The sequence below is a fragment of the Candidatus Brachybacter algidus genome (assembly GCF_016707225.1).
Lineage (GTDB): Bacteria > Bacteroidota > Bacteroidia > Chitinophagales > Saprospiraceae > Parvibacillus > Parvibacillus algidus.
This window is the reverse complement of the sequence record NZ_JADJID010000002.1, coordinates 598,268-615,571: the sequence shown is the minus strand read 5'-3', so window position 1 is coordinate 615,571 and position 17,304 is coordinate 598,268. Positions and strand designations below refer to the sequence as shown.

General features: G+C 33.6%; 9 protein-coding genes. 1 reads left to right on the top strand and 8 read right to left on the bottom strand.

Annotation, left to right across the window (positions count from 1 at the left end):
* The first annotated feature begins 128 nt into the window (after positions 1 to 128).
* The gene (locus tag IPI15_RS08455) at positions 129 to 758 is read left to right on the top strand and encodes a carbonic anhydrase (protein ID WP_287401740.1); all 630 of its coding nucleotides are present in this window, start codon (positions 129 to 131) and stop codon (positions 756 to 758) included.
* 532 nt (positions 759 to 1,290) lie between these two features.
* Here the strand turns inward: IPI15_RS08455 and IPI15_RS08450 are convergent.
* The 8 genes from IPI15_RS08450 to IPI15_RS08415 all read right to left on the bottom strand — a co-directional run bounded on the left by IPI15_RS08450 (position 1,291) and on the right by IPI15_RS08415 (position 17,142).
* Positions 1,291 to 3,267, bottom strand: a complete 1,977-nt coding sequence (locus IPI15_RS08450) for an LTA synthase family protein (protein WP_287419886.1) — start codon at positions 3,265 to 3,267, stop codon at positions 1,291 to 1,293.
* Between the two features lie 853 nt (positions 3,268 to 4,120).
* Positions 4,121 to 4,861, bottom strand: coding sequence for a DUF6438 domain-containing protein (locus IPI15_RS08445; RefSeq protein ID WP_287419885.1), 741 nt, complete (start codon positions 4,859 to 4,861; stop codon positions 4,121 to 4,123).
* 5 nt (positions 4,862 to 4,866) lie between these two features.
* Complete coding sequence (locus tag IPI15_RS08440) at positions 4,867 to 6,129, bottom strand: M43 family zinc metalloprotease (RefSeq protein ID WP_287419883.1); 1,263 nt, start codon at positions 6,127 to 6,129, stop codon at positions 4,867 to 4,869.
* Positions 6,130 to 6,491: 362 nt separating this feature from the next.
* Positions 6,492 to 7,832: an aminotransferase class I/II-fold pyridoxal phosphate-dependent enzyme gene (locus tag IPI15_RS08435; protein ID WP_287401735.1), complete on the bottom strand. Its 1,341-nt coding sequence runs from the start codon at positions 7,830 to 7,832 to the stop codon at positions 6,492 to 6,494.
* A gap of 162 nt (positions 7,833 to 7,994) precedes the next feature.
* A complete protein-coding gene (locus IPI15_RS08430) occupies positions 7,995 to 9,422 on the bottom strand; it encodes a S41 family peptidase (protein ID WP_287419881.1) in 1,428 nt (475 codons plus the stop codon).
* A gap of 310 nt (positions 9,423 to 9,732) precedes the next feature.
* On the bottom strand, positions 9,733 to 12,003 hold the full coding sequence (locus IPI15_RS08425) for a PIN domain-containing protein (RefSeq protein WP_287419879.1): 2,271 nt from the start codon (positions 12,001 to 12,003) through the stop codon (positions 9,733 to 9,735).
* Entirely contained in the window at positions 11,996 to 16,264 is a 4,269-nt protein-coding gene (locus IPI15_RS08420; protein WP_287419877.1) for a hypothetical protein, read from the bottom strand. Before IPI15_RS08420 ends, IPI15_RS08425 begins: the two co-directional genes overlap by 8 nt.
* 92 nt (positions 16,265 to 16,356) lie before the next feature.
* Positions 16,357 to 17,142, bottom strand: coding sequence for a sacsin N-terminal ATP-binding-like domain-containing protein (locus IPI15_RS08415; protein WP_287419876.1), 786 nt, complete (start codon positions 17,140 to 17,142; stop codon positions 16,357 to 16,359).
* Positions 17,143 to 17,304: the final 162 nt, after the last annotated feature.

The window sequence follows — 17,304 nt, the reverse complement described above, 5'->3', positions numbered from 1 at the left end:
TAAGTGAATTACATTTATAACTTAGGAAAGATGATATTGATCCAGCGTAATTAAAATAATAAATCATCTAAACAAATTGAAAATCCTTTTATTTAATTTAAAATCTGCTAAACAAAAATTTTGATATTATGCTCATAAAAGAAGTCTTCGCGAATAATGAAAAATGGATACAAGACAAATTAAATCTGGACCCGGAATATTTTGAAAAACTTTCACAAGGTCAAAATCCGGAGTTCCTTTACATAGGATGTTCAGATAGTCGGGTAACTGCTGAAGATATGATGGGCTTGAAACCAGGTGAGGCTTTCGTCCATAGAAATATAGCAAACCTCGTCAACAATGTAGATTTAAGTGTGATGTCAGTGCTAAATTACGCCGTTCGACATTTGAAAGTAAATCATGTAGTAGTCTGCGGACATTACAATTGCGGAGGAGTAAAAGCTGCCATGCAGCCTGCTGATATGGGCATTTTAAATCCGTGGCTTAGAAGCATACGGGATGTTTACAGACTTCATCGAACGGAACTTAATGCCATCGAAGATATGGATAGCAGATATGACCGACTAGTCGAACTGAATGTTCAGGAGCAATGTGTGAATCTCATTAAAACTGCTGCAGTGCAAGAGGCTTATAGGGAGCGCGGTTTGGTGGTGCATGGCTGGGTTTTAGACATCCGCAATGGCAAATTGACCGACCTTAAGATTAATTTTGAAAAAGAATTGGGAAGTATTATTGAGATCTACAATCTCGGTTTATGAGGAGGTAAGGAGGTGAGATAGTTAGAAGGTGAGAAAGTGAGAAAGTGAGAAAGTGATTATCGTACTGACCACTGACCACTGATTACCTATAATAATTTAAACAGTTCATTCAATCTGTGCCAATTACTTATTACTCATTACCCATTACTAATCTAAAGTGAGAAAGTTAGAAGGTTATTCCCTACTGACCCCTGATAACTGATAAAAATTAAGCATTTCGTTCAATCTTTCCGATTAGGTTATTACTCATTACCCATTACTTATTACTTATCTAAAGTGAGAAGGTGAGAAGGTGAGAAAGTTAGAAGGATATTCCCTACTATACTGATTACTGACCACTGACCACTGACCACTGATTACCTATAATAATTTAAGCAGTTCATTCAATCTGTGCCAATTACTTATTACTCATTACCCATTACTTATCTAAAGTTAGAAGGTTATTCCATACTATAATGATTACTGACTGCTGATTACTGATTACTGATTACTGAATTCTGACCACTGACCACTGACCACTGATCACTGATTATTATTTACTAACTGGCGCTTGCGGTCCTTCGGGAGTTAGATTATCATCGATTAACCGATTATTATATTGCTGCACAAAAGCTTTGACCTTCTTCTCCATGTTTGCAACAACTTCTTTTTCCAGATCAAGTAAATTATTCTTTTGATAGATATCGTTTTGATAATCATACAAAGCGACGGATTTTTCGCCATTAAAGAATAACATGTATTTACCTTCAAAATACTGATAGTTATTATTCAAATAATTAAATGCGAATGGCACCGAGGTCTTATCAAACACATTCCTTCCAAAAGCAAGAAATGGTTTATCATAATGCAAGTAAGAAAGAATGGAAGGCATGATGTCTGTTTGCTGGCAAGACTCTTGTCTGTATTCATGCCAATCATTACCGGGTTCATAATAAAAGATCGGAATATCAAAAAAGCCTGAAGAAGTATTGAATTTATCAAAATGTATCTGTGCTGATGCATGGTCTGCTGTGAAGACAAAAAGGGTGTTTTTGAACCAAGGCATCTTTGATACTTTCTCAAAATATTTTCTCAATGCATAGTCCGTATATTGAATAGTGCGGTATATCTCAAGTTTACCACCCTTGAAAGTATTTTCATATTGCGCCGGCAAAACATAGGGATGATGCGAAGACACTGTAAATAATGTGGTAAAAAAAGGTTGCTTGAATGAACTTTGTTTATCTGCATAATATTGCAGAAATGGCTCGTCCCATATACCCCATAGCCCATCGAAATCATCATCATTGCCATATTCTGTCATTCCATAATAATCATTAAAACCAGTTGTTTTGGAGAATGCCTGGAATCCCATAGACCCATTCGGTGCACCATGGAAAAAGGCTGTGTAATAACCACTTTGTCTCAGCACGTTTGCAAGACCCTGAACTTTATCATTGGAATATTGAGACAAAACATACGGAACTTCAATGGAAGGAATGCCGCACAATACGGATGGCATGGCATCTATGGATTTTCTTCCATTCGCCAGAGAATATTTGAAAGCAAGACTTTGACCCAGAAGGCTGTCAAGAAATGGTGTATAACCTTTGTATTTTCCATCATCAAGGTCTTTGTTATAGTATCCAAAGAATTCCTTACTAAAGCTCTCAAGGATAAAAATTACAACATTTTTTTTGTCCATAGAGTCTTTCAAACCTGCTGGATGCAAAGGTGCATAGACGGAATTCAACTCCTCTTCTGTTTTAAAATACTCCATGCGTTTTATGACCTTGACCTGCAAGGTCCTTAGAAAAGCAAATGGTGTATTCAGCACAATATTTACATCCTTAGGATCCGTGGCATAGGCAGCAGCATTGCTCAACGTTATGGGTCTGGTGCTGTGTGCGAATCCCCCACGAATTCCTACCACAGAAAGATATAAAAGAGGATAAATCATTGCCAAGCCGGAGAAGAAAAAAACATATTTATTCTTCAATTGAGGCCCTGCCATTTTTATTCGTCGATATAACCACGTCATGACAAAAATCAAAACTACCCATATCAAAACGGCATACCAGTAATCAAGTAAAAACCTAAAAAGGAAAGTTCCTTTGTTGTGTTCGTTTTCGAATTGATCAAAGATAGTCAGAGTGGTCCTTCTTAAAGTAAATGGATAATAAACACAGTCGATCATGTTGGCAGCAAGTCCAATTCCATTGGTGATGTAAAAAATCCAACGCAATACATTTTGATATATCCTCTGATACACAAAATGGAAAGGTAGAATGGATAGCAGGATAAATAAACTATTAAGGTATAAAATACCCGTAAGATCAAAGCGCAACCCTCCAAATTCAATTAGGGCGTAACGAGATAAAGTCATGTTGTTGAAAAACCCAATATTCATAACATAAAATATAAAGCGGGAGATGCTAAAAAGTAGCATCATCGCAAGCAGCCTTGCCACAAGCACTGCATACATGTTCTGAAATGGCCGGAAAGATTTATAAAGAACTTTAATATTCACAAGGCTGTTTTTAATATTGCAAATGTAAGTCCTAATGAAGGCATTGGCGCCATACTTGGCTATTATTTTAGAGTGAAGTGATGAGAAGGTGAGGAAGTTAGGAGTTTAAAAGGTGAGATAGATTAAATTTCTTGAGGAGATTTACTATTGCACTACCTCATTTAAAGATCAAGAAATGTTTGCAGGTGAATATTTGAAACTGAAAGGTGAAATTCTTAAATTGCTGTTAAAATTTAATTTAAGGCCAACAATTTTTGGATAAAATGCTTTTATTATGAACTACGGATACAGTAAAACAACCAAAAATTAAATTAGCAGTAAAGCATGAAAGATAGCTTCAAAAGTGAATTTATCTTTACGTTATCAAAGAAGACAAAAAGTTGTTATTCTAGATTAAAATCTAAAAAAGGTGATGCTTAATAAATTTTTAGAGGGAATTTTATAAATATATGAAATTCCCTTTTTACCGTATAATCCCAAATCAACATAGGCAGATTTATAAAAGTCAAATATTTTATGACCGCAATTTGAAATATTTGACTGGATACCAAGCGTTTTTTAAAATAGTCATGGAAAAACGCATATCTAGTAAAATCCTGCTAAAATGGAATTTCAATGTTATTGAAATTCCATTTTTTTTATTGTGAAATTGCCTTTACTTCAAACTTGTGAGTCTAATCTATTAGGATCATTTACGATCAATTACTGGCAAATAATAACTTACAACTAGCTCAGAGATTATAAAAAGCCTGAGACTTGTGTGCGTCATTTAATTCTTTGATTTAGTATGTAGATCCCTTGACTGAGTAAACAATTTAAGTGAACTACCTCAAATCAAAGCTCATAATCTGCCTTACCTGCTTCTTAATTCTACCTTATTATTTTTCTCTACAAACATAACATTTGGATTATTCTTCAATAGGTTCAGGAGTTGGCTTTGTTCTATAGTAGTTTTATCGAATCCTATTAGGTAGATATTTGAATCTTTACCAAGCGCTTCCTTAAGGAATAGTTTGTATCTATAATGTTCATCTATAATCAGATCAATCTTTTTACCTGCCTTCATCTGTACAATGAGCTCATCCGGATTGACAGTATCTGCAGTGACATCTTTGACCCAATTCATGCTATTGATATACTTTCTAGCCTCGGTGGCCAAATTCTGAAGTGGTTCAGGATAAATGCCCTGAGTGACGACCTTCTTCTTCATTATATTATAATCATCGAAGAAATAATATGTCACTGAAGCCAAATCAACTATATCACTGGAGTATCTGTCCTGAAAGGTATCTTGTTTTATTTTTTTATAGAGTTCGTGTAGCGCAGTATAATTCTCCGCATTTAATTTCATTTCATAATTACCTATATAATTCATAAAGTTTTTACCTACCAACTTCAATGTAGAATCGCTCATCAATGTCACATCATAAACCGGACATCTTCCAAAACAAGCACCTTGTGAAATAGTAAATTCTTTTGTCACAGTTGGCTTCGGACCTGTTGGAGTGGTTTGTACTACTTTCTTAGTTGAATTGCAAGACATCATAAATAGGATACTTGCAAATAGAAAAAGGGACAAAATTTTATGGATCATGCTTTTTATTTTATTATTAAAAACTTAAACGCAAAGTGCTCTTTTTTAGTTCTGACATTCAAAATGTACATTCCAGGTGCAAATTCATTTTCAAGATCAATTATTATTTTCTGCTGGGATATCTTCACTAGTTTTTTCAATTCTCTACCGGACATGTCATATATAGTCACATGTATCACTTCCTTATAACCGGCGTCCTGCACCAATATAACTTCATCTTTTACTACTGATTGAAATAGTTTCATCCTTTTAGCCAGTCCTTCTATAGGATCGTTGAACTGGTCACAATGAGTGTTTTCTCCATTCAACAATAAATTTCTGGTGCTTTCCAGCGTAGCCCTCATCCTTTGTCCCTGACCGGGGGTAAACATAAACATACACTTATCATCTGTATAGTCCATAAAATTCATGAACATGTTGGAATTCATACAAGATAGCTGTGGGTAATTTGGACAACCATAATGAGGTGTTCCTTGCTGTGGTGTATCTTCCACAAGGTCGTCTCCGCAGCCATTAGCGTTTTCGCCCCATAAGTGCAATAACCCAAAGTAGTGACCAACTTCGTGAGTTGTGGTGCGCCCCAAGTTGTATGGACCTTTGGGGTTAACAGTTCCTATATTTCCAAAATTTGTATAATTAATTACAACACCATCTTCTCCTGAAAAAAATGAACCACCCGGCCTGGTTGCGTATCCAAGAAATTCATCGAGTCTGCATACCCAAATATTTAGATACTTGTCAGTAGGCCAGGCATCTGCACCTCCAAGAAAACCATGCTGCACTTTTTTACGTCCGGATTCGTCCACTTTTAGACCAATGTTTTTAATATTGGTCGTATTGTACGTTATTCCATTGGTTGGGTTACCTTCCGGGTCGTTTTTGGCAAGGCAAAATCTAATTCCAACATCTTCATACAGATTTGCAAATTCATCAGGAATGCCGGCCGGAATGAGCAATGCAGAAAAATCAGCATTCAATAATTCTATCTGAGAGGCTATCTGTTCATCAGAGATCCTTTCAAAATCTTCATAATAAACCACGTGAACCACTATAGGGATATACAATTCATTGCGAAGAGAGAGTGAAGGATTCCGAATAGCATCGGCTATTGCCCTTTCTGTAGCTTCTTTTTGTTGAATAAAATTGGGGTTGTGTAATGCTGATAGGTGTTCTACATATTCTGAACCACACCTGTTTTGCCCTTGTGTGACTGTAAAAGTCATCAGTAGGCAGAGGCAAATAGAGATATGCATCCAGATCTTGTTCATCGTCCAAAAATACGTTAAATAATGGAAACGTTTAGATTGATGTATTTGTATAGATATTGGCAAGTAAAATTGAGTTAAATCAAATTATGTTCATTTTCTTTATCCATTAACTGAAGTCAAAGGCAATTGAACTCCAAGATGTTACCTGCAATGTTTTGCTTCCAAAATCAAAAAGATAATTGGATGAAAATGGAACGCAGGTAATGCTGATATATATGATTTATAATGTTGATGGGCGAATTTCCCCCTTCTGAGGGTGAACGATGAAGATAAGGTGCAAATGCGACCTTCTCAAGGAAGTGAAACGGAACGAAGTCCAATGCTAGGTGGGTGAAGAGCAGTCATGATTAAATAAGGATCGACTATATTTTATAGTCAGTTTTTGCCTCCTTACTAATAAGGTAATTGGTCATTCGATCCATTGCTATTTCTAGATGAGCAAAGGATATCGCTGTATATACAATTCTAAAAAGTCCCTTTTTTTGATGTTGGAAACCAATACCGGGCGTTAAAAGAACACCCGTGTTTTCGTAAAGGTCTAACCAAAGTTGTTTTTCTCCATGATCACTGTCCTCATGAAGGTATTTAGACAAATCCATCCATAAGAAAAAACCTCCTCGGCTTGGGACATAAGGAATATCATGTTTTCTCAGGGTCGTCACCATCAGCTTATAACTTTGTGTGAGACGCTTTTTATTTTCCAAAATGTACTCTTCAATAAAATCGGTATTCTTTAACATTGCTCCGACCAACCACTGTGTGAAATTTGAAACCATATGGGGAATGTTTACATTTCCAAGCCCTTTCATAAAAGCCTTGTTTAAAGAATGTACAATACCAATCCGAAGGCCTGACATAGCGAAATCTTTGGAAAAAGCGTACCAAAGGTGCAGATAATCACTGTTTAACTCGTTCATCAATTTAGCAAAGGAAGAATAAGCTCCTTCCATACTGTAGTCTTGCTTAAGAACATCATCTTGTGTATCAATCAAGGAAAGTCCATAAATCTCATTGACAATCATATGAACTTCATGCTGAATACACCACTTAGCAAGCTTTCTCAATTCGTGTTCAGTATAAATGCATCCGGTTGGATTATCTGGAGAACTAAGTACTAATAGCTTAAAACACTTTCCTTGAACCTTCAACTCATCCAAGGTTTTGTCTAGTAATTCGACCTTTACAGGTGCCTCCGATCCTATTTCTTTAATCTCAAAATGTGTCTGAAGATCAAAACGGACAATTCCACTTTTCACGCCAAGGTCATTGGTATACATTGGATAAGATGGAGCAGGAATTACGGCTACGTCACCAGGGTTGGCGAGCATAAATGAACTAACTTCGATAATGGCCGAAGCTCCTGCAGACAGACCAATGGTATCATAAGGAATACTGCATTTACAAAGGTGCAGCTCCATGAATTTTGCTATTTCAGTTCGTATCTCAGGGTGACCTAAAGTATTGGTGTAATTGAGTACCCAATCAGGAATCTCATATTGTTGAATAATTGAACCCAGTTGGCTTTTAATTATTGAACCCATTAGATGGTTTTCAGCAACGTTCAAAGGAAATGACCCATTTGGGTTTTTATCCGGGCAGTAAAGATTTTGACATGCTTTCGCGAACAAATCATCATCCACTCTTGCTGGGTTATTTGCCAAAATATTTCCTCTTTCGGACAAGTTAGAATTGGATTTGCTCATGGTTTTATTTTTTTAAATTGAATACATCTTTTTACGGCTTAGTGAAGGTGGCGGATATGAAATCAGAAAATTTCAACTTTACACTAAAGTACAACTGGAAAATTTAACTTGATTTTAGCTCAAAGTCAGTCATATTGCCCAAACGATGCAAATTTCCGTTTTTTATTTTTTAAGTCTGTCAATTGCTTGTTCTATCAAATTGTTTACTTGCAAATATACGTCTGGTTTTAACCCTTCTTTGTCAACAAAAAAACCTGTATCTATCCATAACATTCTGTCCATTGGCACTTGTATTCTAATGGTTGAACATTGGGTTTTATATCTTAGTATATTTCCATAATCCATCATTCCACCGGAATTATTACCCATTACCACAACTTTGTCGCTTTGCCTTGCAAGCATTGTAAAAAGTTCGCCACTACTCACCGTGTTTTCATCAATTAACAACGCTATTTTCTTTGGATTTATGAATGGTTTGTTTATAGTTATGGTTTCAAATGGAAGATTACTTCCATTATACATTTTCCCAATATTTTGATTCATTTTGGCCACTTCTTCGTCTATTACTTTCTTTATTTTATCATCGGATTGTTCATAATATGATTTCATAAAAGAATTAAACCACATTTCATTATTTTGTTTCGTCAAGCGACTTTCGGCATTATATTTAATGATAGGCTTTGTATAAATATAATTAATCAATTGCCACCCAACTCTATAATCACCACCATCATTTCCTCTTAAATCAATGATCCATTCTGATGTGTTTTCTAATTGTACTTTGTATTTTTCTAATAAATATGCCGTTTGTTCTTCGGAATTACTATAAAATGTAGGGAACTTCCAAATAGCAACATTTTCCTTAAAATGAAGGCTTGGTGCATCTTTGTCCTTGCTTATTTCATATTCTGTTAAGTCTAATTTGTTTTTTACGTTGGGTGATTGCTTTTCAAAAAACGCAATATCAAAATCCAAAATATTGTCCTCTAATTTTACTTTATGCGTGGAAAAATCCGATTTATCTCCGTCATAAAAGGTTCCCAAATACTCTTTTCCCTTTTTTATAATGGTTAATTTCACTTCATTTGGTTTCCAATTTTCATTGGTTGTAGAAAGTATGGTTGCATAAAACAAATTGGGTTTAATTTTAGTAATAGCCAATTGATAACTTGGATGACTATAAATCCCCTCAATTGGGTCGGGCGATTTTGTTTTCATAAAATAATCATTAGCTTCATCAACAGATAAGTTATGAGTCAATATTTTTAAAGCACTAGTTTTCGATTGAGTTGTATTCGATTTTGGTTTTGTAAATTGTATTCTTAAATGCTTGTCGTTGAAATAAGAAATCCAATTTTGCAATTGCTTTGCACAAATGCTGTCATTTGTAACCCCTTTTATTTCATTAAATTTTTTCTCCGACCAGATGATATAATCTGGTCGATTCTTTTCAGTAATTTTGTCAAACCAACCTGCATAATTTTCTTCAACCAACTGTTTGGACTTTATAAAGACACTGTCACAATTACAATTTTGAGCAAATGAATTAAGCGATAAAATTAAACATAGAGGTAATATAAACTTGAACATAAGTCGAATTTTTTGTAATCTTTTGGGTTCTAAAATGAAACATAGCGGTTAGCGGCTACCCGAAGGGCGGAATTTTTACCACAAAACTTCATTCGGAGTACCGAACTTTCGGCTTGCACAAATGTGTCTGCAAAGCACGAAGCCCCGCCTTTTGGTAGGTACTGTTAGCACTTCGCCCTTCTTTTCTGTCGTGTTTGTTTGTTATCATTTCGTGTCTGTCTTGGTGCGTTGGCTTGGTGGCTCTTTTGGATTTTATTAGCGTTGGGTTGTGCGTTGAAAAAATACAAATGTGCCACCAAATGCGTTGGCATTAATATTTCAATTGTTTCAAAAATTCATTTAGTGTTATTGTGGTTATGTAAAGTCCTTTTGCTTTAATCTGTAAACCATTGTCTGATGTCAGCATAATTGGGTTCTCGTCTTTGTATTTTATGGCCACTGATAAAATGAAATTGTCTGGAGATTTTTTGTTAAAGTCGTTTGGTAGTAAGGTAAGGTCGGCTGTGTCCATTTTGATATTTCGTTTTTCAATGCTCTCGTTTATTAGTCTCAAAGCCCTTTGAACATTCTTCTTTTGCTCTTCTGCCAACGATATTTTCAAGTAATCTAATTCGTCAATGACTTTTGCAGATAGTACAATACTATATTTTTGGTCAATTTTTGAAATAATGTCTGGTTGGTCAACAAAAACATTTGTGTCGATGATGTAAATATTTTTCTTGTCTTTGTTTATTTCCTTTTTTGGTTTTTCAAACTTTGAAAGGTCTATTTTTCCAAGAACTTTTAAGCCTGTTTTGTTTTCTGATTCCTGTTCAATGTTATTGTTGTTTTGAGTTGTTGCAGAATATTGATTTGATGAAAAAACCTCCTTTATTTTTTGTAAATAGGTCTTTACATCATTATATATGTGTGGATAAAATGAGTTGATGTTTTTATCTGTAATAATAAGTGTGCATAGTTTAGCTCTTGAAGTTGCCACATTAAAACGGTTTGCTTGTAAAGCAAACGGAATACTCTCTGTCGGAATAAAGAAAATAGTGAAGTCCGTTGTCAACCCTTGAATTCTATCAATAGTTTCAACCAACACATTTTCGGTGTCTGCACATTTGGAATAGATTTCTTTCTGTAGAAAGCGAACTGAATCTCTATAGAAAGCCAACACTGCAATTTCTGATTTGATATCAAATTGTTTGAGTTGATTCACAAGGTCAATAATAAATTGAGAACATTCTGTTGAAGGAATTTTTCCATCAGCTAGTTGAAACTTTCGAATAGAAGTTCCGCCACTACTTTGAAAGGATTCGTTAAGCAAAGGAAAATTTGAAAGGTTCAAAGGCAATTCTGCACTTGATTTACTTTTCAATTGGCCTGAATAAAATGAGTTGGTTACATCAACACTGTTTTGAGGTAATCGGTAAGAATCAGTTAGAATGTATTGCTTGGAAGTTGGAAGAAAGAAACTAATTGCTTTTAATCCGCAAATCATCCAATGATAATTATTTGTGTCTTCAGGTGCGTACTCTTTGTGAAAGATTGGTTCAAGTTGTTTGATGTCGCCAATTATGATACACTTCTTTCCAAGTTTCCTTGCCAAAGCAATGGTTGATAAAAAAGCCTGACTTGCTTCTTCAATAATTATGTAATCAAAGTGAGTGTCCTGAATTGCCTTTGCTGCAATTTGGCTCATAATGTAGTAAGTTGCTAACAGCATTTGAGGCTGTTGCTGGCTCAAACTTTTAAATGCTTTAATGCCCTTTATTTTTTTGTTCTTGCTTTCATCAGCAGTCAAAGTGGACTTATAAATTTTCCCTTCACTCAATGCCGTTTTCAAATGCTCCTTTTCAGCCAACTCAATCAATGCTCGGTTTGTCAAAGCGGTTACAAGAATTCTGTAATCGGTCTTTAAGAATGCACTGCAAAGTTGTGCCATTAAAAAAGTTTTGCCTGTTCCTGGCGGTCCTTGAATAATTATTATTTCTTTTTCAATTAGGTCGGTTTGAATTTGTGTTACAATACTTTCATCAACTGTCAAAGGTTGTGGATTCCAATTCAGCGTTCCAATTTCTAAATCTAAAATCTCATTCGTGCTTGGTTGAGTTTCTTTGAGAAAATTTTGAAGATTAAAAAGATATTCTAAAGGTGGGTCGGTTGGTGCTAAAAACACCAAAGTATCTTTCTGATATTTTGGAACATCTTCAATTTTGACACCTGATAAGCCAACAATTGTGTGGCCATTTTCAAAAGTGAAAAAAACTGTTTTAGATTCAAATTGTGCTGTGAATTTGCTTCTAATATTTTGGTATGAAATGCCTCCCCAATTTTTCACATCATCGTTTTGCATTTCAGAAACAAAGCATTGAAGGTTTTCATTTTTCCTTGGTGGATTGCAAATTTTGTGGTCAAATTTTACAATTAAATTTCCTCTTGCTTCATCAAACCCTTGGTATCTGCATAAGTAAAGTTGGTTTTCAACGAACAGTTTTGCAGCTTGTTTTTTAAGCAATTTTTCAAACTCATTCTTTTGATAGATAAGTTCTGATTGGATAAGTTCAATATGCTTATTGTGATTTACTTTAGTCATATGTTTCCCGATTTGTAATTTGAAACAAAGCAGTCAACTCACTTATCTCTTTATTTTTATCTACCAACAATAATCTAAAACCGCTTCTTGATTGATTCTGCTCACATAGTGCTTCTAATTCAGCAGGAGTTCTTTCTCCACTGTAAAAAAACAGATGGTCAGTATTGTAGCGAAATAATTCTTCTAATGAATTGAATTCAACTAATTCCAAATTCTTTCCAAAGTCAATAAGGATTTTACTGTTGTTATCACGCAATTCAATAATCTTAGCAGGGTGTATATATGCAAAAGCCCGTCTTGCACTAAAAACGATATACTTCGTGCCTTTACTTTCTACATAGTTGTATCCCCAATTTTTTGAATAGTCAATTTTCAATTTCTTACAAACTTTTAGTTTGACAATAAGATTCATCATTGCTGTTATGTTGGATTCATTGTAAAGCCCTAACGCCATATTTTTGAGTTCTGCAATAATTTCTGATGAGTAACGGTTTTCAATGTCCGATTCAAAATCATTTAAGAATTCGTTTACTTCATCATAAAATGATTTGGCTAAACTGTTTTCATCTTCAGGTTTTGGTTGTTCATATTCACTTTTAAAAATTGCAAGCCCTTCGTATAAATCTTGAGGCAATATCTTTTTTAATGACTTCAAAACATTATCGGCATCTTTAGAAATATAGTAAAATCCGTCTGATTCAAATTCATAACCCTTCCTTTCTAATGAGATATTTTCGTTTTCAAAACTGATATGCCGTGGTATTTCTCCATCAAATAAATAAACCAGAATTGACTTCTCATTAATTTTCTTCCACTCTATAAAGTATTGCTCTTTCCATTCTTCTAGGTTTTGTAATTCGGCAATACTGATAATTGCATCGGGTATTTGCAATTGTTTGAAACTCTCATTGAAAACAAAACTTGGCGGATAACTACTTTGGTTCACTAAATTCTTACTGGACTCTTCATGAAGTTTAAAAATCTTTTCCAAAGGAATTTCATAATCGTTGAGTTTGGCAAGTTCTGAATCACCAATTAAATAATTGTCTGTTTCGGCTTGTTTGATTTTGTAACAAAGATTGCTTTCGGTGTCAAATGAATCAATGAATAAAAAGGGAGTGTTGTCTGTTGGAATTATCTGTGCGTAAATGATTTTCAATGCTTCAAGATGGAACACCTTGCTTAAAACAATTCCTTTCTCCTGTAACCACTGCAAAGTGTTATGAAGCAATTTGGAACTTATGTTTTGAATATCCTCAAATAACTTTTCGGGTGTATTGTTTTCAAAATATTTTCGCAATTCAATTGCTGAATTGTCTTTGTTGTTAATTCCGATGACAATGCTGAAAGTAATCTTTTCAGCATCTTCCGCTAAAAATGTTTTGAAAAAAGAAGGAAGTTTTTCATTTGCTACTGTATAGTCATCTTTTAAAAACCTTTCATTCTTCTGAAATCCTAAAAAGTTGTAGATGCTGTCAATATTTAATGCTGCAAATTTTTCTTTGTCGGCTTTCCAAACATCAAACACAAATTCCAACAAACTTATTTTTTCTGCATCGTTAAGTTCTTCTTTGAAAAAGGAAGTGTCCAATTCGCCTTTATCAGATAATTTATATTCCGATAAAATAGTGCTTTTGCAATATTGAATTTCTATGTCAGCATATTTTTCATGTAGAATTTGAGTTGGTTTAATAAATGAAATGAATTTTTTGTAAAATAGATTACTTAGATTTTGTTTTTCACTAATAGTTTCAACAGCAAAAGAGGTTAAATCAACACTGCTACTTTCCACAGAATAAATTAAGAGAAATTCTACCTGCCTAGTGTTTAAAGGGTTAGTGTTGTAATCTAATATTGAATCATAAACTTCTTGAGGCATTATATCTTCTTCTATCCCAAAAAATGATTTCAATTTAATTTCATTTGCTACTTTGGAATATTGCTTTAAGAAATGAGAAGTATATTCATTTCTAATATCTACTATATTATTCGGAATTAAATCAGCTAAGGAAAATACTTTATTCCCTATTGTAATTTCGCCTTTGGACTTTGCCACTTCAATTTTTTTCTCACCAACTTGAAGTTTGAATTTGTTTCTCACCAATGGGATTTCTTCAATTGTAAAAACCCCTTTATGTTCTCCTGTGCCTAAACACCATTCCAATATTTTATAAACTGAACTCTCAATATCAATTTCGGTATTTATCGGAATCAGAATTTCACTTTGCTCACTGATGTATTCTTTCTGTGAAGTTGAATCAGATAGGTATTTGAAAATTTCTGTTGGTTTGGTTAATAGTTCCTTGTCTTTTAATAGAAGTGAGGAAAAACCATTTTGTTGTGTGAGAATTTCTTTTGTTTCCCTGAAACTGTCTTTCAAAGCATAGGGTAAAATTTTGTATTTCGCTTTTAGGGATTCTGTTGATTTAATAAGTTCAACAACTTCCTTTCGAATTTTGTTTACTTGAAAAATCTCCGATGTTCTTTGTTCAATCAAATAAATTTCCTTCTCCTTTACTGAAATTATGAAATGCTTAAAAAATTCTTCGTGAATTTTTGAAATGGAAAAATTGACAAATTCAATTACATCTTCCTTGGTAAGTTCAATAGGTGTCTTAGAAGTTAGTGTTCTTGTCAATAAATTATCATTATCACTAATCCTAAATACTCCGCCTTCCTTTGAAAGAAATTCCAAAGCATTTTTGCTTGGTATTTCCATATCAAAAATTGTTTTGATAGCATTCTTGATTTTTTCAAATTGACAATCGCTAAGAGTTTTATGAAAGTAAACCGCACTGCTATTTTGGAAGCCGATTGTTTCATTCACAAAAACAATTGAAAGATTAGTATAGGACAGTGTCGGGTTTGAAGAAAGAATTTTATATGTTTCAACTTTATTGTAGAATGCTTTTACATCTTTCTTTACTTCTTCAAGTGTAATTATGCTTGCCCAGTTGCCGTAAATGAAACTGAAAATCTGAACATCGTCTTTAATTAAGAATGAATCAAGTTCGGGATAATATTCGGATTCAAGTATGGAGAATTTCCTAAGCCATGCAGGATATTCTTTGTTTGGTTTTAATAGGTTACTCAAACTCTCAAATCCAAAACTGTTTTTAAAATACTTTTCTGACTGTAACTGCGGAATTGGTTGCGATGAAAATGTTTGAAAAACATTTTTCTTTTCATGGCTGTCAAGTTCAATGATTAGTGATTTTGCTCTGACTTCATTGAAAAGGTCTGGCTGCTTCAAGTTTAGCCCCAATGATTGGAATAATTTTGGATAAGTTTTTTCTATATCAATTTCTGATGTTACATGTTCTAATTTTTCTAATTCGCTTTTAATTTTGAAAGTGGTTGTAGAATGGAATACAAGATTTTGTGGTTTTTCTTCTGAATCTGCTCCATCAATTTTTGAGGCATCATCATTTGCAGAATAGAATTCATTGTCAGAGAATCTGAAAAGTTTTAGCAGACTTAATTTTGATACAGCTTTTAAATCAGAAACCTCCAATTCAGCAAGAAATTCAGATTGGGAATTTGCTGATAATCTAACGAACCAATTGTTGAAAGAAACTTCATCTGCATTTGAAATGCAAGTTATTAAATCCCATTTTTCAATTTTGTATTCCTTTAAGACTGTAATATAAAGTAAATTTTTATTGCCCTCTCCCTGCCAGTGGAAGAATTTCTTTTTTATTCCCCAATCACTTAGCTTAAATGAAATATTTACATTTTCATTTTTTGCAACAATTTCAATTGATGAACTAACACCGTCTTCATCATTTGGAATAAAATCCTTTGTAATTGATACTAAATCTTGATAAAGATTTGAAAAATGTTCAGGTGTTTGCTCTGGTTTTTTTGACAAATAAATAGACAAAAATATTTGTCTATACTTTTCAATATTGTTGACTCTATAGTCGGATAATTTCACCTTAAGTTCAGATATGAGATAGTTAAGTAGTAAGTTGTTTCGACTATCACCTTGAAGTTCTCTTCTACTTTTTTCAATTATAAAAGCATCTGAGTGAATAATAAAATTAAAACCAACAGCTTCCTTTTCCATTGGAAAGAACTTAAAAAAGTTTGATGTCTTCTTTTTTAATACTTCATTTTGTGGATTAGATTCGTAACCAAAAATTATTTGAATCGGTGTCGTACTATTATAATCAATAATTTGGCGGTATATTTCATTGGTTGAATCAATTTCGATTATTTCAGTGTTTAATTTACTAACTTCTAATACATCGCTTTGCAAGAAAATTTTTGAAAATGGGCGATTTTTTGTGCTATGTTGAAGAAAGTTTAATGTGTATTGAATTCCTTTTTCAAGTTTTTGTAAGTCATCTTTTATTTTTGACTTTTATTTTTGCCAAGTTTAATATAGAAAAGCGAGCCTCTTGAAAAATCTTTTATGTCAAAGTTGTTTTGAACTAACAAGTACTTAATAAATTTAACAAGGTTAATTACTTCTGATTTCTTTAGTAATTCTTTCGTTTCGTTGTTCTTTAGGTCATAAACAGTATCGTTAAGTTGTGTTGGAAAACAGGTCAGCAAAATTTTAAATAGCCAAGGTGATTCACTTTCAATGCTATCGTCAAATTCTAAATTCAACTCATCATCATCAATGAAACTGGCGATTTGTTGTTTGTTGTTCCAACTGAATATAATTGGACCTTCATTCTGTTTTATTTCTTCAAATCCATCATGTTCACCTACTAATCTGTGAATTATTTTGAACCCAACTCCAAATCTACCTATATCACCTTCTGATTTATTACTATCACCCTCATTAAGAATGGCTATAACATTTTCTTTTTTAAATGATAGCCCATCATTAAATGCAATAAGATTTTCATTATCATAGAATAAACCAAAGGTTGTAGACTCGCAATCAATAGCATTTTGTATAAATTCATACACCCCTTGTGTATCTTGTGCAAGATTTAATAATCCTTTGAGTTTGTTGTCAAATCCATTGTCAATTTTACCATGAATTATCTTGAAAAAGCCAGATTTAGTCTTATGTTCATCATATAGACCAAGAAAATTTTCGTCAACTTTATTATTGCCTTTTGTATCAGGGTCGTCATCTTTTACCCAAGTCCGAAATTCTCTTATGTTTTTTATTTTCATATTCTAACTAGCAATATTGCAAAATAGGTTAAAGATAAATAAGTCAGAATATGCTTGTCGGTTGCGGTTGGGGCAAAAGCAAATGTGCTGCAAAGCGTTGGCTTTGTGCTGTTGGTTGCATCTCTTTTGATTTTGTCTATGCGTTGGCTTTTCATCTGTCAT